Genomic DNA, 19,202 nt, shown 5'->3' on the forward strand with positions numbered 1-19,202 from the left:
AGAGAGTGAGTTTTCGGAGATTTCAATTCCACTCTTGCTGTCGAATGTTAACACCCACGATCTAATTCTTTATTGATTCGGTATGACTAGTTCTGCACCCCGCCTGTATTTATCTGCGCCCCACATGGGTTCACAAGAGCGAGCTTTGCTGCTCGACGCATTTGATTCCAATTGGATTGCACCACTGGGTCCACACGTCGATGCGTTTGAACGCGAATTTGCTGCGATTTCAGGACGCAAACACGCTGTCGCGGTCTCAAGTGGTACCGCAGCCCTGCATCTTTGCTTGCGATTGCTGGACGTGCAGCCCGGACGTGAGATATTTACGTCATCGTTGACATTTGTCGCGACTGCAAATGCGATTCGATACGTCGGTGCCAAACCGGTCTTTATCGACAGCGATCGGGAAACGTGGAACATGGATCCACATCTACTCGCCGAAGAGCTGGAACGCTGTGCGAAGAGGAATGCATTGCCTGCAGCGGTGATGGTCGTTGATGTTAATGGACAGTGCGCGAACTACCGTATGATCTCTGGGATTTGTGAAACCTATGGCGTCCCTGTGATTGAAGACGCGGCAGAGTCACTGGGGGCTAGTCTTGACGGCAAACCGGCGGGAAGCTTCGGAGCAGTGGGGTGTTTCTCATTCAATGGCAACAAAATCATCACCACTTCGGGAGGCGGGATGCTGGTTACCGATGATGAAGCTTGGGCAAAGCAAGCCCGTTACCTCTCGACCCAGGCACGTGACCCAGCGGCCCATTACGAGCATTCAGTGCTGGGGTACAATTACCGGATGAGTAACCTGTTGGCCGCAGTCGGTCGTGGTCAGTTGCAAGTGTTGGCCGATCGAGTCAGCCGGCGTCGCGAAATCTATGCGACCTATCAACGGGAACTCGGATCGCTTCCTGGAATCGAGTTCATGCCTGAACCAGAAGGGTTCTTTTCCACTCGCTGGTTGACTGCCTTGACGATTGACCCGCAGCAGTTTGGCACAACTAACGAGCAAGTGCGATTGAGTTTGGAGGAACAAAACATTGAGGCCCGACCGGTTTGGAAGCCGATGCACCTACAGCCTGCGTTCGCAGATTGCCGGTCTATTGACAACGGCGTCTCTCAGTCGCTATTTGCGAGTGGAATTTGTCTGCCCAGCGGCTCTAGCATGAGCGATAACGATCAACGACGAGTGCTCGAATGTATCCGTTCGTGCTGCGTCAAGTCTGTCGTGTCTAACACTTAATCGTCCACCTCAGGCAGAGTGCTCGCTGGCGTTCATTTGTCGAACGCTCGCACCATCGCCAGGCCACGGTTTCATTCGCGTCTGGCCTTCTCAACTTGCCCTGCCAGACCTGAGATGCTGCCGATCTGAAATAGGATCCAGAAAGCGTGGTCGTATGAGAAAAACACGGTCCAGATCTCTAACAACACGGCAATCAAGACCGTTGCGTAAGCAATGATTACGCGTGAGTCGCTGGGAAAGAGGTAAGTGCTCGCGACTGGAGCTATCTGTATACACAGAGCGACTGTCGAGATAAGCGTTGCTATGAATAACGCCAGACCGACCCAACCCAAGCGAAGCCCCACGTTGATATAAGAGTTGTCGACATTGGTCAAACTGGCTAGCAGAACTGGGTCGGTGGGGATTCCAGGAATGTTACGCGGAGGGAATCCAGATGAATCCGTCGTGCCATAACCCAGCGGACCACCCTTGAGCACGAGCGGTCCATAGACACGAGGAATCAACAACCGATGCCGTGTGTTGTTGTGAATCATTGGGGCACCAAATTCATCGTCCTGAACAATGATGCTTATTGTATGGTCGTTCGTCCCGCCATCCAAAAAATCGAGTACCGCGTCATAATTCATTGTCACTAGAATCGCGGCAATAATCGATCCCGCCAGCGCGGCGTATCGCAGAGCTCGACTATACCACGCCAGCGCGAGAACGATGGCCACGGGCATGCAAAGGATTGGACCGCGAGAGACCGTTGACACAATGCCGAGAGCGATCAAGAACATTCCGCTCCAGCCGAGGCAGCGGATGCGAGGTGTTGCTTCCGTTCGAGTTACGAGATCGACTGCGAATGGCAGCATGGTGAGTAGCACAATGCCAAGAAAGATGGGGTTTCGGACCGGCCCGATGGCGCGATAGAGCAATCCATATCGCTGGCCAGTAACGCGAGCTACCACATCATCAACGTGAACGAAAACCGTTTCCCAAAGATTCCAGGCGGTAAATGACTCATAAATCGCGGCGATGGAGATGAAGGCGGCGACGGATACAAAGACGGGTGCGAGCTTAGTCAGCGATCCACGATGCAAGAAGGCGTAGCGGCCCGCGGCGTAGGGCAGTATCCATTGTCCATACGCCTGAGCAGCGAATGCGAGCGGTTGGCCATCGTGATAGATATCTACGATCCAGTGCCACAGTGCCAGAGACGCGATCAAGTAGTCCGGCAGATGCAACGAACTGAATATTCGCCGCCAAGAATGCGTACAGTAGACAATCAGCAAAATGACCGTAGTCGCGATCGTGACGTTGATGTCGGTTTCGCCGACAACGATTTTGAACCAGGTGCCAGCGAGTAGCGAGACGGCCATGCCCGCACCGAGGGCGTACTGTTTGCCGTGCTGATAGCCGAACCATGCGGCAAATCCGCATGAAACGCAGAGCATGATCGCGAACGAAATGTCGTCTGTGAACAATATACAGATCGCCTGTAGGTGAATGATGGTGAATCAATCATCCGGTTTTCGGTAGTGGATCTTGTTTAAGAGCCTATCAGAATAGGATCATTACCAAGATCCACTACGTCAATCATTGATTCGATGTCGCTAAACGAATTCGTTTCAACACAGCTAAGCAGCCTAACGCAGACCGCAACGGAGGAAGAGAGTTGGCAGGAACTCCTTGCGGTCGATTTGCTAGCTCGGGACGATGGTCCCAAGCTACGGGACATACGACTTTAGGCCTTCAGTGTCTTGGCAGCGCGGACGTCGGCAGGCAGACCAGCGGTGGCGTTACGAGTGTCGACAATGAACTGAGACCACTGGGCGAGTTGTCCCATGTCGAGGCAATCGTGCCAAGTCGAGATCAGCACGAGATCAAACTTCTCGATCGTGGCTTGGTCCCACGAGACGCTCTTGGTACCTGCCCAGTGACTGTGTTCTCGAGAGGGTAGGATCACGGGAACGTACGGGTCATGGTAGCTGACCTCAGCACCCATGGCGGTCAGGCGATTCAAGAGTTCATACGAAGGAGACTCACGCGCATCGTCGACGTTGGGTTTGTAAGCCAAGCCGATCAAGAGGATTTTGCTGCCATTGACTGCTTTCTTGACCGTGTTGAGGGCTTCGCTACAGCGACGGACGATGTGGGTGGGCATCGCGCGATTGATCTCGCCTGCCAATTCGATGAATCGCGTATGCAGGCCGTATTCGCGAGCTTTCCACGTCAGGTAGAAGGGGTCAATTGGGATACAGTGTCCTCCCAATCCAGGGCCCGGGTAGAAGGCTTTGAAACCAAACGGCTTGGTACTGGCGGCGGCAATCACTTCCCAGATGTCGATGCCCATCGCATCGGCAACCACTTTGAGCTCATTAACCAGTCCGATATTCACGGCGCGATAGATGTTTTCGAGCAGTTTGGTTAATTCCGCCACGGCGGTGCTGCTCACTGGGACGACTTGATCGAACACGGATCCGTAGAGTGCTTCACCTGCTTGCAAGCAATTCGGTGTATGGCCGCCGACGACTTTGGGAATGTTGGTGGCGGCGAACTCGGGGTTACCGGGGTCTTCTCGTTCAGGTGAGTAGACGACGTGGATGTCCTTGCCAACTTCGAATCCTGCGGCGGCGACGCGGCTGACGAGTTCTTCCTCCGTCGTGCCTGGATAGGTCGTGCTCTCCAAGCTGATGATGTGGCCTGCTCGTAGGTGTGGCACAATCGCTTCGATGGTACTCACCACGTAGGAGAGGTCGGGTTCGAAGTGTTCGTCCAGCGGAGTCGGGACGCACAGGATCACAGCATCCGCTTCACTGATTTGTGAGAAATCAGTGGTTGCAGCAAGCGTCCCGGCTTGCACCTGCTTGGCGATGGCTTCGCCACCAATGTGCTTGATGTAGCTCTTGCCGCCATTGATTGCGTTTGTTTTCGAATCATCAATGTCAAACCCAACCGTTTTGAATCCATCGCTGGAAAAAGCAAGTGCCAACGGAAGACCAACGTAACCCAGGCCCACGACGCCGATCACGGCCTGTTTTGTCTGGATCTTGGAAATTGTCGACGAAGTGGCGGCAGTATCTACCATCATTAGGAATTTCAAGCGTGTCGGAAGAAGCGTATTGGACGAGGCACTCTAGAACATTCTAAATTAGCGTGACCGGAAGAGTCGAAAAAGGGCGCGTCTGCAGTGGGAGCGCCCGGAACTGCCAGCGAGTTACGCAGGTTGTGCGGGTTGCAGTAGCGGGCAGTCATGGCAGTGCGCCCGTTATGCGAGCGGGGCTCGTTTCGTAGTCGATCGTGCGTGAAACTCGATCAGCACGGGAGTTTAGCGGTGCGTCATTTTTCGGTGCAGCTAAGTAGTAAAGAAGCGATCCGTTGCGCCGCTTTGCCGTCCCAGAGTTCCGGGCAGCTTCCCATGGGGTATTCTCCCGAGAACACCAGCTCTAAATTCTTCCGAAGCAGTTCAGAGGAATTTCCGATTAGCGTTCCGGTCCCTTCCGAGCAGGTGATCGGTCGCTCGGTATTTTCTCGCATTGTTAAGCAGGGAATCTCGAGCGCTGTTGACTCTTCCTGAAGGCCACCTGAATCGGTGATAATCAGCTTTGATTGTGAGGTCAAGCAAAGGAAGTCGAGATACCCAAGCGGGTCAAGGAGTTTGAAGGATGCGATGTTTTGCAGCTTCGCTAGGAGGCCGAAGTCCTTCATTCTCGCTAGTGTACGCGGATGCACTGGAAACACGATTGGTATTCGAGCGGATGCATCGATCAGGACATCCAATAGCGAGGCCAGTGTATCCCGATCATCGACATTGGAAGGCCGGTGAAGTGTGACAACCGCGTAGTCGTGAGGTGAGAGTTGTAGTCGCGTGAGGGTATCCTGCGTCTTTGCCCGCTCCACTTGGCTTCTCAGGGTATCGATCATCACGTTGCCGACAAGATGCACACGGTTTTGGGGGTGGCCCTCTCGTAACAGGTTTTCAACACCTGCTGGTTCTGAACAGAGGAGGAGATCTGAGATGGAATCGGTGACCATGCGATTGATCTCTTCGGGCATCCTGCGGTCAAAACTCCGCAGCCCAGCTTCCACATGGGCTACCGGAATGTTCATTTTTGCCGCCGCAATGGTCGCCGCCATGGTAGAGTTGACATCTCCCACAACGACAAACCGATCAAAAGGCTGTTCTTTCGTCTGAGTCTGGGTGATCAGGTCTTCGATCGCGATCATGACGTCGGCAGTTTGGTGAGCATGGGAACCTGAACCGACACCGAGCGAAACGTCAGGGGCGCGAATCCCCAAATCCTCAAAGAACACTGCTGAAAGATTGCGGTCGTAGTGTTGACCTGTGTGAATTAAAGTCGTCTGCGCATCGCCACGGTCATCAAGCTCACGCAGAATCGGTGCGACTTTCATGAAGTTGGGTCTCGCACCGGCGATAATTGCAAATCGTTTTCGTGAAACGCAACTCATGTTGTCCAACGTCGAAGTAGAAGTAATCAGTTGCGGTCCATGCCGCGACCTGATGTGGCAGATGGCCCGCTGTCAATTTTTGAAGTAGCAGGCGGGGGGAGGTTGGAAATATACCCCGAATGACCAGCCGTGTCTCTCCGAGATACGCAAACCACTGCCTTGAGACATGTTGTCTAGTCGCAATTTCTGACGTCCATGGAGACAATGAACGTGCCACCCCAGAGTTCTAGCGTTTTCGGTTGATAGGGAACCCTCCGATCAAATGAGTTTGCGCGGGCATCATTCCCAGATTTGAGACGAGTCAACAGGCGCGATCAGCCAATCATCGAGTGATGCGTAAAATTTTCGCCTGCGCGAGTTTGTCTCCCACTCTCCCGCCTCCCCACTCTATATTCTACCTGCGTAGGCCGTCGGTCATGTTCGCCGAGCGAGTCAAGCTGCCCGTTGAGTTGTTTGTTTTCGCTGTCCGAATGACCAGGTAACTAACGCAAATCGCAAGGGAGGGACGAGCTGGACTGCCTCGCTGGCGAGTCGGGTTAGTCAATCAACAGGCACCAGGCGACCGAACGAGTCATTTTGAAAACCATCCCCTTGTCTTTTACTGCTCTCAGGTATTCATGAACTGTCATCTCGTTTCTGCTGGTTTTGCCCATCGCATCGCAATCGTGCTGTTGATCGTGTGGGGTGGGTGTGCACGAAAGCCGGATTCTGCCGTTCCTGATAGCGATCGGCGTGCTGATCAAGGCAAAGATCAGGCGAGTGAAGTGGAGGCGGAAGTGGCGGAGGCACCATTTGCGTTTGAAGCAGAGGTTTACGAAGCGAGTGCTGACGACCTACTCGCCGCTCGATTGCCAATCGCGCAAACCAGCGAGGGTTGGGTCCGTCTGTTCGATGGTCATACGATGTTTGGCTGGATGCTTGCCGGCAAAGCCAACTGGCGGGTGGAGGACGGTGCGCTCACTGCGGATCGCGGTGAGTCGTGTCTGCTGAGCACGACGACTAAGTGGGCGGACTTTGAGCTCGAGCTTGAGTTCCAAAGCGAAGCGGAGACCAATTCAGGCGTTTTCCTGCGCAGCGTGCTCGATCCCACGGACCCCAAGACGGATTGCTTTGAAATTAACATCGCCCCACCGGACAATCCTTTCCCGAGTGGCAGCATCGTCGGACGAACCAAGTGTGATCGCTATGAAGGAAGTGCAGAGAACTGGCATACGATGAATCTCGTCTGTGACGGGGACAATTTAACGGTCAAGATTGACGAGACGCTGATGTGTGAGAATACGGACGCAGGCTCACCGCGAACCGGCCACATCGGACTGCAGTTTCGCAGTGGGGCCGTCCGTTTCCGCAATATCCGCGTGCGGCCTGTGGGGCTGGAGGACTTGCTCGATGCAGATCTTTCGAGATGGAAACGATACGATGACATGCCAGGTGAGTTCAGCGTCAACGACGAACTCGAATTGATCGTCGATGGCGGCAACCAGCAGCTCGAATCGAAAGACAGCTACGGCGATTTCACGCTGTTGACGGATTACAAGATGGACGACCCACTGTCCAATTCGGGTCTGTTCTTCCGTGCGATCCCCGGCGACGTGATGATGGGATACGAGTGTCAGGTCAATAATGCGATTGTCGACGGCAATCCTCTGCAGCCTGCCGATTGTGGACCAGGCGGAATTTTTCGCCGCCAAGATGCACGCATCGTCGTCGGTGAACCCGGGCGTTGGAATTCAATCTTGCTCAAAGCAGATGGCACCCATATGGCGACCTGGGTGAATGGCATCCAAGTCACCGATGTGATCGACGACCGCCCGGCCGACGAAAACCCCCGTCGCGGTGCTCGCATCAAGCCGGGGACGCTCATCGTGCAAGGCCACGATGAGACCACCCACGCGGCCTATCGAAAAATCGCGGTCAAGCCGTCACCCTAGACGGTAGGATGGAACCATCATCCCGTCCGCGCAGGGCAGCAGTGCCGTCTTCGATCCACGTTAGCATCGACAGTCACGGAGGTTTCAATAAGCGAGCGACGACGGTGGCCGCTGGCACGAACCTGTTGCGGACGACGGAAAATTCCGGTTGATTGGACAGGTAGCACCTGCTGTTCCGAAGCTGTGAACAGGATGTGCCGCTGGAAAAATTTGAAATCGAATCCTGACATTGAGGCCTGCGCGCGGGACATTGGTCCCTAACGACGGGCTCACGCTCACAACGGATACCGCTCATGACCTCCTCTCGATTTGGCGGCGTAATTCACGCTTACCAGAAATACGATCCAATCGCATTTCCACCGCCCAGCCAACCGCCACCGGATTTGGTCACGCCCGCGTTTGAGCAGGCGATGATGTACGGCAATTTCCGCCAGCTCAGCGACGAAGAACTTGCCAACGCCGTCCGGCTTGACCCTTCCCAGATAGCGGGTTTGGGCCCGAGCATCGATTTCTTGCGTGCATTGCTGGAGGAACGCAAGCGAAAGATTCTCGAAACCTACGAAGCTCGCCGCGTCCAAAAGAAAGCTCGCAAGGCGTATCAACAGGCTGCCTCGCAGGTGCGCCCGCCGGAGAGAATGGAGAAGATTTTTCAGATCGCGGTCAATCAAGAGCAACCTTTCCTGATCGAGAGATTGTGGTTTGAAGCGGGTGACGACAATAGCGATCTAGCCCGCAACCTGCTCGCGACCGGGGCGGCGATGGCCGACAAGCACAACATCGAAGAGCTCGCGAGCAAGTACGCGTTCACCGGCAACGAGTCAATGACAGTGCCCAAAGCGCTGGAGGTGAAGGAGGAGCTCGAGAAGATCGATGAACTGCTCGCGCAGTTGGATGAAGCTGAAAAGACCGCTCAGATTGGCATCATCGATATGGAGATGCTCTCTGAGTTTGCTCAGCCAGGTGACATGGAACAGCTCGAAGAGATGCGTAACCAAGTCGAGAACCTGCTGCGCGAGCAAGCTGAGCGGCAAGGGCTCGAGCGAAATCCTGACGGCAATGGATTCCGCTTGACGCCGCAGGCCTACAAAATTTTCCAAGGTCGATTGCTCAAACGCATTTTCAGTGAACTGGCACCGTCGCGGAGCGGTCGTCATGATGGTGACGTTGTGGGCGAAGGAGCGGTCGAGCTACAGCAAACCAAAGCTTATGAATTTGGTGATAGCGTGGCCAACTTGGACCTGCCGCAGACGGTGATCAACGCATTGATACGCCACCAGGATCAGCGTCCGCTACGTCTGCATAGTGACGATATTGTTGTCCACAAGACTCGCAATCACCCCAAATGCGCGACCGCCGTGATCATGGACATGAGCGGGTCAATGCGCTACGACGGTCAATACATCAATGTCAAACGCATGGCACTGGCGCTGCAGGGATTGATCAATAGCGAGTATCCGGGCGATTTTCTCCGGTTTATCGAAATGTATACTTTCGCCAAACTTCGCTCGCCTGGTGAGATCATCGAGTGCATGCCCAAGCAGGTCACGATTCATGACCCCTGGGTGCGGCTGAAATGCGACATGAGCAATCCCGACATCAGTGAACACCAGATCCACCCTCACTTCACCAACATCCAGCACGCATTGCAGATTGCCCGGCAGAATCTGGTTAATTGCGACACGCCTAATCGTCAGATCGTATTGATCACTGACGGCCTCCCGACGGCTCACTTCGAGGGCGAAACGCTTTACATGCTCTACCCTCCTGATACCAGCACAGAGGCGGCGACCATGCGGGAGGCGGCGTTATGTCAAAAAGAGGGCATCACCATCAATATTTTCTTGGTACCCAGTTGGTCGCAGAGCGAGGAGGACATTCGGTTTGCGTACCGCATGGCCCAGTCCACTCGCGGTCGGGTGTTTTTTACCAGCGGCCAGGACCTCGATCGGTTTGTGTTGTGGGACTACGTGCAAAATCGCCGCGATATCATTACGTAAGTGGACTTCATTCGGCGTTCCAAACCGATTGAATAGTCCCTTTGGTTGCGAAAACGCGGGGCCGCCTGCCAGGCCGTCGTGGTCATCTTCACTGGCTGGCAGCGGGGCCGCGAATCCCGACGCATTCGGTTTGGAGAGCAACCCGCCAATCATCGGGACTTCTCAGAGTGAGCTTCTCGGACCATCATATCAGGGTACCGACATAACGATTGAATCCCCACAGAAGAAATGGCTCACATGACCTCTTCCATCGAACTCAATACCATTCCCGAGGCTGTCGAGGCGATCGCTCGCGGCGAGGTGATCATCGTGATTGACGCCGAAGACCGGGAGAATGAAGGTGATTTCATCTGTGCGGCAGAAAAAGCGAGTGTCGAGACGATTAATTTTATTCTGCGGGGGCGTGGCCAGCTCTGCGCCCCCCTGCTGCCTGATCTCTGCAAACGGTTGGAACTTAATCCCGTCGTGGCGCAAAACAACGCACCCCTGCAGACCGCGTTTCTGACGCCGATCGACATTGCCACGGCGCGGACAGGCATCACGGCGGCCGAGCGGAGCGCGACGATCTGCCGGTTGACAGATGCCGACGTTAAAGTTGACGATTTCGTTCGCCCTGGGCACGTTTTCCCTCTGTTGGCGATGGAAGGTGGGGTGCTGCGGCGGGCCGGCCACACCGAGGCAGCGGTCGACCTCGCCCGCATGGCCGGTCTCCAGCCTGTTGGTGTGCTGTGCGAGATTCTGAACGAGACGGGCGATCGTGCTTCACGTGATGACTTAGCCAAGCTCGCTGCCGAGCATAATCTGAAAATCATCAGCATCGAACATCTGATTGCCCACCGACGCGTCAGTGAGAAACTGATCAGCCGTGCGGCGACGTCAACGCTGCCCACTCACTATGGTGATTTTAAGATCATCGTCTATGAGGTGGAGTATGAGAGTCAAGAGCCGATCGCGTTGGTATTCGGTGACTTGAATGCCCCCGGCCCGCCGCCATTGGTGCGGATGCATAGCAGTTGCTTTACCGGTGATGTTGTCGCCTCACTGCGGTGCGATTGCGGGGACCAACTGCATATGGCCTTGGAAATGATCAGCAATGAGGGTCGCGGCGTGCTCGTGTATCTTCCTCAGGAGGGCCGTGGCATCGGGCTGGCGCAAAAGATTCGAGCTTATGCACTCCAGGAGAACGGCATGGATACCGTGGAAGCCAACCATGCACTCGGATTCAAAGCGGACATGCGAGACTACGGCATTGGGCTGCAGATCCTGAAGGATCTCGGCCTTTCCGAAGTCCGGTTGCTAACGAACAATCCCAAAAAGACCAAAGCCTTCAACCTACGTGGTTTTGATTTGAAGGTGGTCGATCAGGTTCCGATCGTGTCCACGGTGAACAAACACAACCAACGCTACCTGGAAACCAAACGCGCCAAAATGGGGCATCAATTGCCGCCCATGTCGTGAGCGAGCGGTTCGCCGTTTCGCTGCACCGCGTCGGGGCAGGTCGATGCCTTAGCAACGGACGTGGTGACCACTTCGACTGGTTTTTTGCCGCCAATGGCGGCGAAAGTGGGATGCTGGTGACATGGTCAACGCCGATCTGCTGGCCGTTGGCCGATGATAATTTGTCGCGGCGACTGCCCGACCACCGAGCCCGGTATCTCGAGTACGACGGCGAAATTTCCGGTGACCGTGGGTGCGTGCAACGACTGGTCACTGGTACATGTCGATTGATTAGACACGATGCCATGTATATCGAGTTCGTGGTGGAATCGGTTGCCATGGCGGATTCGTTGAATGCACCAATGCATGATAACGATGCCGCGAAAATCGCCATTGAGTTGTGCGACCAGCTGGCAGCGAGCAAAGGCGATCGCATTCGACTGTCTACCTCAGCGGCATTGTGACGAACGAGCAAGGTCCGATTGTCACCAGCACCGATGGGGACGACCGCCGTGACTTTACGCCGGGGCGTCGCCACTGAGCATGATGTTGAACGATCATGACGTTGAACACTGCGCAGTTGGCCCATCGCGGCATTCTCGCTGAAGGCGCGTGCCCGGACCCTCGACGCTTGGCGGACGGGTGCAGTATTCGCGTGCCAGCCACTGCACTCAAAACAGCACGCTTCTCCCTTACTCTTCTCGCGTCAGAAACGCGACCAGGTCTCGAAATTCCTGTATCGACATGGCCTGCTCCAGTCCTGCCGGCATAATGGATTGTTCGATCGGTTCTTGCTGTTCGATTTCCTCGAGAGCAACGTCGAAAGTGTTCCCGTCGGCGCCTTGATAGCGCATCGCGGTGCCAACGCCTGGGACATGTAGCTTCAATCCGGTGAGTACCATTCCGTCGACGGTGAGGATTCTCCAGGGAACATACAGGGGGCCGATCTCTCGACTCGGTGCCAGGATCGACTCGATCACGCGGCGACTGGTCATCTGGCCGGCGAGTGTTGATAGATCGGGTCCCGTACGAGCGCCCCGCCCGCTGTGGGCATGACAGTTGATGCATGTCTTACGCATGAAGACGCGTCGGCCGGCATCGGCGTTGCCCCCGTGACCCACGAGTGCATCCCACAGTTCAAAATCTTCCTTGCCAGGGATTGCGTCAGATTGATTCATCTCCGGCGTTTTCCGATTCAAAATTCGATTGGCTTCTGTCCGGAGCGTGTTGGATTGCCGTGGCAAGGACAGTTGGTTGATGATCGCAGCGTGTGATCCTGCATTGCGGGCGAGTCCAGCTAGAGCATCGGCGCGGGTCTCGTCATCAAGGGTTTCGTTGGCGGCCAGTTCGGCCAGCGCACCGCCCGCGTCAGCGGATTGTCGTGCAGCCAGTAGACGCACGACTTCTAAAGAGAACTCTCTCGAGTTCAGCTCCCGGGTCCACTGAGCGAGTTGGGACGCGGTCGGATGCGTGGCGTCCTCGGAGAGCGAGCGTACCGCGAATGCACGCGTCATGGCGGAGCGATCGGGATCTGCGATAATCTCGCTCAATCGCTGCTCGGTGGCGGGATCACGCGTGGATCCTGCTGCTGATCCTGTTTCGAGGTAGGCGATCGACGCAATGGCAGCTGCAAAGACTTGTGGTGATAGATCGGGGCGCAATAACAACATTTCGATCGCCGGCAGATGCTCCTGGGCACTGGCTTCCGTCGCGTATCGAATCGCGGCGACCAGCACCTCGTCACTGGATTGGTTCAATCCCCAATCGATTGAGTCGTTGAGTTGTCGTTGGGTGACCGCGTCGTCCGGTGATGTGAAGGCGAGCCAACGCCACGATGCGAGGGCACCTACGGCTTGGCGTGGCGAGAGGTCACCTACCGCAGCTATTTCGCTGAGCTGGCCGGTATGAATCAGCCCGGCAATCGCGGCCTGCCTAATGAACGCATCATCGCTCGCGAGGGCATCGATCCGTTCGCCGAGTTCCATGGACGGATCGTTCCGGAGCTGCTCGGCCTGTTCCTCGTCGCTGGTGAGCTGGCTCAGTGAATCCTCCTGGTCTGAGGCTGCAGCCGCATCGCTACCACCCTCGTGAGAAATTCGCCACAGTCGACCTTTACCGTGGACGGCGTAGCTGCGGTCGACCCAGTCGGTCACGTAGAGACTGCCATCGGGAGCCACCACCATCCCGACAGGGCGAAAGTTCGCGTCACCTTGAACGATCACTTCGGTGCGTCCGGTCAGCGTGGCGCCATGAGGGTGCATTTCGTATCGCTCAATCCGGTTGTCACCCCAGCTCGTTACCCAGAGATACTTGCCATGGATTAGCACGTCACAGGCTGCCTCGCCGACGCCAGCGGCCATCGGTAGCGTACCGGGTAGCTCGCCGTCCCAGGCCTGCAGCGGATGTGTGCCAGCGCGACCGAAGCGGAATTGAAAGCCAAAATCGGCCGTGGGGACAACGTGCAACAAGCGGTTGGGAGGCATCGAGTCAGGATCGTTCTCGACAACCCACAGCCGACCGGCGCGATCATAGCAAGAACCAAATGGATTCCAGAATCCCGTTGCCAGGCGTTGCACCTGTGATCCGTCAATCCGGCATCGGAATAGATTGCCACCCTCGCCACCGCCCACCTGTTTGGAACCGTCCGATCCCACGAGTTCGTAAGGTTCGCCAAAGTTTTCGCCCTGCCCAACGATCAGCCAGCCATCAGGGCTGCCGGTAAGACTCGATAGTCCATTGTGGGGGTAGTTCGCTGTTGTGTTCAGTCGTAGCAGCGTTTCGACTTGGTCCGCGATGCCGTCGTCGTTGCTGTCACGCATCCGACGAAGTGCGTCGCGGGTTAACAGTCCGATCCACCCGTCACCGAGATCAGCGATCGCCATCGTGGCGTGTCCACCTTCGTAGAACAGCTGTGGGTGGTTGAGCGCGGGTGAACCGCTCAAGGCATCAAAGCGATACACTCGATCAGTTTTCGGCCCCGGATATCCCTCCGGTGGAAAGTGCGTGTGGCACTCGATGACGTACAGATTCCCTTGGGAATCCAGGCAGCAGTCGGTCGGCGTGACGAGATCCGGTTCAGCGACCACGAGATTGATCTGCCAGCCCGGTACCAGCACATCGGGTTCAGGAACATCGGCGTACCGAGCGTCGCGTTCCTGGGGACTTGCACTTTGCGAACAGGAGGTGCTGTGCCAGCTGGCTAGCAGAATGAGTAGAATGATTCTGGAATGCATGGTGGCCTCCGCAGCCGACTGATTGCATCGAAAAACGTTTTGAGCTCACAGTGTGAGAGTGCCACCGATGATAGACGATTCACTCAGCGTCATGGAAAAGCGAGAAAGCATGCGTCATTCGCAATATTCGACGGTCCGAGGTAGTGGCGAGATACCGCGGCGGCCTTGGTCGAGCTGGGGGGGGCTCGTGACTTTGAGCTGTTCCCTTTTGATGTCCACGTTCGCTCAGGCGACCTCACCGCAGGTATCCGTGTCGCGATTGGCTGCAGCGGGCGACAACCGGGCTGAAATCGAGAAGGCGCTCGCTGAGGTCCCCGCGACTCAGCGGGGTGGGATGGAATTTTTGATTGAACACATGCCTGAACGGGACCTGCGTACGCTGTCGGCAGCTTTTTTGCTGGAGAACGTGGATCTCGCCTACCAATCGCGGGCCGCCGACCGGTGGGCAAAGTCGGTACCGCTGCCGATCTTCTACAACGATGTGTTGCCGTATGCGAGCATCAACGAGCGACGAGATAACTGGCGTGCCGACTTTCGCAAGCGATTTCTGCCGCTCGTGGAAGACATGAAAACCCCCAGCGAGGTCGCCGCAGTCCTGAACCAGAATATCTTTGGGATCCTCGACGTGCGGTATTCCACAAAGCGTCGCAAAGCCGACCAAAGTCCCTACGAGTCGATCGCGGGCACGACGGCATCATGTACTGGGCTTTCCATTCTGTTGATCGATGCCTGCCGGGCCGTTGGTGTGCCCGCGCGTTTCGTCGGCACACCGTTGTGGAGTGACGGCAGCGGCAATCACTCTTGGGTGGAGATCTGGGATGACGGTTGGCATTTCACCGGCGCCGCCGAGCCGACGGGCGACCGCCTCAATGATGGCTGGTTCATGGGCCGCGCCGCCGCAGCGAGCTTAAATGACCCGGCCTCAGCAATCTACGCAACGAGTTTTCGCAACACAGCGATCTCATTTCCGTGTGTATGGGATCCGACCAACAAGTCGATTCCAGCCGTGGACGTGACGCAGCGGTATGTCAATCACCGCCGGCACACAGTCAGTGCGAACGCATCGAATCATGCTGTTGAGCAGACACGGGATTGGCTGAGTGCGAATTCGGATCTTGCGTTGCTCCCCAAACAGGATTTCGCCAAGGTCCCGTTGACGAGATCAGACGCGATCACCGCTCGCGAAATTCTGGCGGAGACGCAACTCGCACAGCTCCGCACGGAACGAGGGCGGGAATTTGAATCGCGCGTTATCCGTCTCGAATCACTTCAGATGCCATTTTCATTCAAGCGGTTTGGCAACAAGCCTGCCGATGGATGGAGTCTGTACATTTCGCTGCACGGGGGTGGAGGGGCCCCTGTGGCGGTGAACGACCGCCAATGGGAAAATCAGAAAAACCTGTATTCACTATCACAAGGGATCTATGTCGCTCCACGGGCGCCGACAGATACTTGGAACCTTTGGCATCAGGGACATATCGACATCATGCTGCGCCGGTTGGTCGAAGACATGGTTGCGATCGAGGGCGTGAATTGGAATCGTGTTTACGTGATGGGCTACTCGGCCGGTGGTGACGGGGTGTATCAACTCGCCCCACGCATGTCCGACACGTGGGCCGCTGCCGCCATGATGGCGGGACATCCGAATGAAACGTCCGCACGAGGGCTGCGCAACGTTCCCTTTGCGCTGCAGGTCGGCGGCAAGGACGCTGCATACAATCGCAATCAAATTGCTGAACAGTGGGACGCGAAGCTCGACGAACTCCATGACGGCGATCCAGGTGGATATCAGCACTTCGTCAAAATCTATCCCGACAAAGGGCACTGGATGGATCGAGAGGATGCCGTGGCAATCGATTGGATGGCCGAACATGTTCGCAATCCGACACCCGATCGAATCGTGTGGGTGCAAGACGACGTGACCCACCGCGAATCATATTGGCTGGCGGTTGACGAAGCGAATTGCAAGCCACGCAGTGAGATCATCGCCGATGTGGATGGGCAAACCATTTCGCTGCGTGCAACGGGTGTAGACAGTGTTCGCGTACGCCTCGACGACCGGTTTATCGATCTGGACCAGCCTATCAATATTGTCAGCGGAGGCCAGACGTTGCACGACGCGCTCGTGGAACGCACCATCGGAGAGTTGGTGCGCAGTTTGATGGAGCGGGGCGATCCAAACCTCTCCTTCCCAGCCTCGGTGGAAGTCGATTTGCAACCGCCGCAGCCGCAATCCTCTGTGGGCGACGATGAAGATGCTCCCCACAACGCCGCAAAATTGGACACGATTACGGGCGAGGATACTGAGTGAGCTATCGCACACACTGGCAACTCGATCCACAGATCGATTTTCTCAATCACGGCTCGTTTGGGGCAACACCGCGAGTGGTGACGGCAGCCCAACGGGCGTTTCAAGACGAATTGGAATGGGACCCGATTGAGTTCCTGGCTCCTGAGCGGAGTTTGAATTCCAAGCTGGATCATGTCCGTCAGATTGTATCGGATTTGGTGGGGGCGGATCCCAGTGATTTAGCGTTCGTTCGCAATGCGACCGAAGGCGTCAATGCGGTACTGCGATCCCTTCCGCTCGATGCCGGCGATGAGATTATGGTGACCAACCATGGGTACAATGCTTGCACGAATGCGGCGGATTATGTGGCAAAGCGAAGCGGCGCTACGGTACGGGTTGCCCATATCCCATTCCCGCTCAGCGGTGTGGATGCGGTGATGGACGCGGTCGAGCGTGAGCTCCACGGTCGGACGCGTCTGTTGCTGATCGATCATGTGACCAGTCCAACGGGGGTGGTGTTTCCGATAGCACCCGTGATTGAGCTGGCCCATCAAAGAGGCGTGCGGGTGCTTGTCGATGGTGCGCATGGGCCCGGGATGGTGCCGCTGAATCTCAACACGCTCGACGCCGATTACTACACTGCCAACCATCACAAGTGGCTGTGTGGTCCGAAGGTGTCGGGATTGCTGTGGGTCGCACCGCAGTGGCACGAGGAGATTCGCCCCACCGTGATCAGTCACGCCGCCAATCGTCCGCAATCCGACCGCTCTCGGTTTCTTGCGGAATTCGATTGGACTGGTACTTTCGATCCATCTCCGCTGCTCGCACTGCCGACAGCGATCGATTTTCTCAGTTCGCTCTTTCCAGCCGGGATGAGGGGACTGATGAATGCGAACCACGCCGCAGCCATCGCGGCGCGAAACGTGTTGGCGGAGACTCTGGAGATTGACCCGCCCGTCCCCGACGCGATGCTGGGCAGTCTTGTCACGGTGCCCTTGCCCGCTGCCAGCTCACGGTCTCGCGACCAGTGGGCTTCACTCCAGCAGCGTCTGCGTGAGCATCACCGTTTCGAATTGCCGGTGTTTCCGGGGTTTGTCGCCGGTACATGGTTCTTGCGAATATCGCTGCAAGCATACAACGACATCCAACAAGTCGAGCGGCTGGCCGAAGTACTGCGGGCGGAGTTGGCGTCGTAGGCACCGTTACCGGGCCATGGGTAGTGGAGGCGAAGGTCAGCTTGTGGCCGAAGATGGGCGTTATGAGAACTGGCCTTGTTAGCTCAATGAGGTGCGCATCCGGCTGGCGAGTCCCCAAAACTGTTCGATCGCGGGAAGCGGTTTGAACTGGTACTTTCCGGGCCCGAGCGCGATCTTTTGCTCGGTATGTTCGGAGAGGACATTTTCGACAGTTTCTTGCGACAGTTCGTTCTTGCTCACATCGATCGCGAGCAGTTCGTCATTGCGATCGGCGTTCAATTCGCCGTAGTTGCGTGCGGGCAGGAAGATCGTGCCATTGTAGAAATCGACCGCGAAGGCGATTACTCCAGGAACCAAAAATAGCATCAAGCCCACGCCATCAAGGGCTGCGACCTTCCAGTCGATGGGACCTGTGCGAGGTTGACCAACGCGTTCGGGGTGGAGGATCGACCCGCAGCCCGTCAGCGTAGTCGCCGATACCGAAAGTGAACTCGCGATGAGGAACCGGCGGCGATCTTGAATGCGTGACACCTTGAACGATACTCCAGAACTGACGAGGCATCTGTCCAACGAGCATGCCGACAACACGCGACACACGGACAGAGATCACCTTCAGTTACTGCATCGACAAAGCGTAGGTCCAGATCAATGACGGCTGACCGCGAGCCACACCAGCGGGATGAGTGAAGGCCGGCTACTCTCGTTAGCGGTCCCGGACGTAGACGGGAACGATATAGGTGATGTCGGCAGGGCTGCCGCTGGTCGTCATCAGTCCAGCAGACCAGGTCGGGCGCAGGGAGGGCAGCAGTCCCCATCGCTCTGCTTCCAAGCGAGCCGTGATCGCACGCATTTCGGCGAGCGCCCGGGCCTGGCGAATCCGCATCGCTTTGGATGGTTGCTGGACGGCTCGCGAGCCTGATCGATCGGTCAGGCGCAAGTCGGATGGGCTCTCGACGGCGCGGCGGGCTGCCTGACGGGATTGAGCGGTTTCACTGCTAGGAACGCTAGCTGGCGCAGGCAGCGACTCAAATTCTGCGGGCTCTTCATTCGTCTCGGCCGGGATCATTGGATCAGCGGCGCCGACCTGATCGAAGAACGCGAAAGTTTCATTGTCAGTTTGCGCGAACAGCTCGTCATAATCCTGCGCGCCCGCTGTCGACGCGGTCGCCAAAACAAACATAGTTGTGACCAGTCGAAAAAAACGCTGCGATAAAAGAAATCGTCGATTCATGATCCCGGGCCCGAAAGAATGCGTGGCGTACGAGGGAGCTATCGTCGACACCCTCGCCGGCTATCGAGACACACTGCATGTTTTTCTGTTCGCCGCATCGGTTCGATGGCAATTGTGCTCACAACGCCGATTATGCCGCTTTGTAGGTTGCGATTGCCTCCAGTGCGAACGTCGCCAGAAAAAACGGCGAGAAGT

At 56.4% G+C, this 19,202-nt stretch carries 13 protein-coding genes; 7 read left to right on the top strand and 6 right to left on the bottom strand.

The window, feature by feature from the left end:
• The first annotated feature begins 82 nt into the window (after positions 1 to 82).
• Positions 83 to 1,240, top strand: coding sequence for a DegT/DnrJ/EryC1/StrS family aminotransferase (locus Poly21_RS05510; protein WP_146405921.1), 1,158 nt, complete (start codon positions 83 to 85; stop codon positions 1,238 to 1,240).
• A 71-nt stretch (positions 1,241 to 1,311) separates the two neighbouring features.
• On the opposite strand, the gene Poly21_RS05515 is transcribed toward Poly21_RS05510, so the two are convergent.
• The 3 genes from Poly21_RS05515 to wecB form a co-directional block, all read right to left on the bottom strand.
• A complete protein-coding gene (locus tag Poly21_RS05515) occupies positions 1,312 to 2,706 on the bottom strand; it encodes an O-antigen ligase family protein (RefSeq protein ID WP_146405922.1) in 1,395 nt (464 codons plus the stop codon).
• 260 nt (positions 2,707 to 2,966) lie between these two features.
• Complete coding sequence (locus tag Poly21_RS05520) at positions 2,967 to 4,310, bottom strand: nucleotide sugar dehydrogenase (RefSeq protein WP_302118455.1); 1,344 nt, start codon at positions 4,308 to 4,310, stop codon at positions 2,967 to 2,969.
• 251 nt (positions 4,311 to 4,561) lie between these two features.
• Positions 4,562 to 5,692, bottom strand: a complete 1,131-nt coding sequence (gene wecB, locus Poly21_RS05525; protein ID WP_146405923.1) for a non-hydrolyzing UDP-N-acetylglucosamine 2-epimerase — start codon at positions 5,690 to 5,692, stop codon at positions 4,562 to 4,564.
• 617 nt (positions 5,693 to 6,309) lie between these two features.
• On the opposite strand from wecB, the gene Poly21_RS05530 reads away from it, so the two are divergent.
• The 4 genes from Poly21_RS05530 (at position 6,310) to Poly21_RS05545 (ending at position 11,521) form a co-directional block, all read left to right on the top strand.
• Positions 6,310 to 7,623, top strand: coding sequence for a 3-keto-disaccharide hydrolase (locus Poly21_RS05530; protein ID WP_146405924.1), 1,314 nt, complete (start codon positions 6,310 to 6,312; stop codon positions 7,621 to 7,623).
• Positions 7,624 to 7,916: 293 nt separating this feature from the next.
• Positions 7,917 to 9,620, top strand: coding sequence for a vWA domain-containing protein (locus Poly21_RS05535; protein ID WP_146405925.1), 1,704 nt, complete (start codon positions 7,917 to 7,919; stop codon positions 9,618 to 9,620).
• A 237-nt stretch (positions 9,621 to 9,857) separates the two neighbouring features.
• Positions 9,858 to 11,078 carry a GTP cyclohydrolase II gene (ribA, locus tag Poly21_RS05540; RefSeq protein ID WP_146405926.1) on the top strand — a complete coding sequence of 407 codons (1,221 nt, stop codon included), beginning with the start codon at positions 9,858 to 9,860 and terminating at the stop codon, positions 11,076 to 11,078.
• Entirely contained in the window at positions 11,075 to 11,521 is a 447-nt protein-coding gene (locus Poly21_RS05545; RefSeq protein ID WP_146405927.1) for a hypothetical protein, read from the top strand. The genes ribA and Poly21_RS05545 overlap by 4 nt, the downstream gene beginning before the upstream one ends.
• Positions 11,522 to 11,749: 228 nt before the next feature.
• Here the strand turns inward: Poly21_RS05545 and Poly21_RS05550 are convergent, their stop codons facing one another.
• A complete protein-coding gene (locus Poly21_RS05550) occupies positions 11,750 to 14,290 on the bottom strand; it encodes a PVC-type heme-binding CxxCH protein (RefSeq protein ID WP_146405928.1) in 2,541 nt (846 codons plus the stop codon).
• Positions 14,291 to 14,501: 211 nt separating this feature from the next.
• Between Poly21_RS05550 and Poly21_RS05555 the strand changes: the two genes are divergently transcribed.
• Together Poly21_RS05555 and Poly21_RS05560 are read left to right on the top strand one after the other, a co-directional pair.
• A complete protein-coding gene (locus Poly21_RS05555) occupies positions 14,502 to 16,601 on the top strand; it encodes a transglutaminase domain-containing protein (RefSeq protein WP_146405929.1) in 2,100 nt (699 codons plus the stop codon).
• Complete coding sequence (locus tag Poly21_RS05560) at positions 16,598 to 17,776, top strand: aminotransferase class V-fold PLP-dependent enzyme (RefSeq protein ID WP_146405930.1); 1,179 nt, start codon at positions 16,598 to 16,600, stop codon at positions 17,774 to 17,776. The genes Poly21_RS05555 and Poly21_RS05560 overlap by 4 nt, the downstream gene beginning before the upstream one ends.
• A gap of 78 nt (positions 17,777 to 17,854) precedes the next feature.
• On the opposite strand, the gene Poly21_RS05565 is transcribed toward Poly21_RS05560, so the two are convergent.
• Positions 17,855 to 18,307 (bottom strand): hypothetical protein, encoded by a 453-nt coding sequence (locus Poly21_RS05565; RefSeq protein ID WP_146405931.1) that lies wholly within the window; start codon positions 18,305 to 18,307, stop codon positions 17,855 to 17,857.
• Positions 18,308 to 18,479: 172 nt separating this feature from the next.
• Positions 18,480 to 18,956 (bottom strand): malate synthase, encoded by a 477-nt coding sequence (locus Poly21_RS05570; RefSeq protein WP_302117678.1) that lies wholly within the window; start codon positions 18,954 to 18,956, stop codon positions 18,480 to 18,482.
• Positions 18,957 to 19,202 lie beyond the last annotated feature (246 nt).

This window comes from Allorhodopirellula heiligendammensis (assembly GCF_007860105.1).
Lineage (GTDB): Bacteria > Planctomycetota > Planctomycetia > Pirellulales > Pirellulaceae > Rhodopirellula > Rhodopirellula heiligendammensis.

Excerpts from the sequence above, each read along its gene's own strand:
- ribA (WP_146405926.1), top strand. The coding sequence starts at position 9,858 with ATGACCTCTTCCATCGAACTCAATACCATTCCCGAGGCTGTCGAGGCG.
- Poly21_RS05550 (WP_146405928.1), bottom strand. The coding sequence starts at position 14,290 with ATGCATTCCAGAATCATTCTACTCATTCTGCTAGCCAGCTGGCACAGC.
- wecB (WP_146405923.1), bottom strand. The coding sequence starts at position 5,692 with ATGAGTTGCGTTTCACGAAAACGATTTGCAATTATCGCCGGTGCGAGA.
- Poly21_RS05535 (WP_146405925.1), top strand. The coding sequence starts at position 7,917 with ATGACCTCCTCTCGATTTGGCGGCGTAATTCACGCTTACCAGAAATAC.
- Poly21_RS05510 (WP_146405921.1), top strand. The coding sequence starts at position 83 with ATGACTAGTTCTGCACCCCGCCTGTATTTATCTGCGCCCCACATGGGT.
- Poly21_RS05530 (WP_146405924.1), top strand. The coding sequence starts at position 6,310 with ATGAACTGTCATCTCGTTTCTGCTGGTTTTGCCCATCGCATCGCAATC.
- Poly21_RS05520 (WP_302118455.1), bottom strand. The coding sequence starts at position 4,310 with ATGGTAGATACTGCCGCCACTTCGTCGACAATTTCCAAGATCCAGACA.
- Poly21_RS05570 (WP_302117678.1), bottom strand. The coding sequence starts at position 18,956 with ATGTTTGTTTTGGCGACCGCGTCGACAGCGGGCGCGCAGGATTATGAC.
- Poly21_RS05555 (WP_146405929.1), top strand. The coding sequence starts at position 14,502 with ATGTCCACGTTCGCTCAGGCGACCTCACCGCAGGTATCCGTGTCGCGA.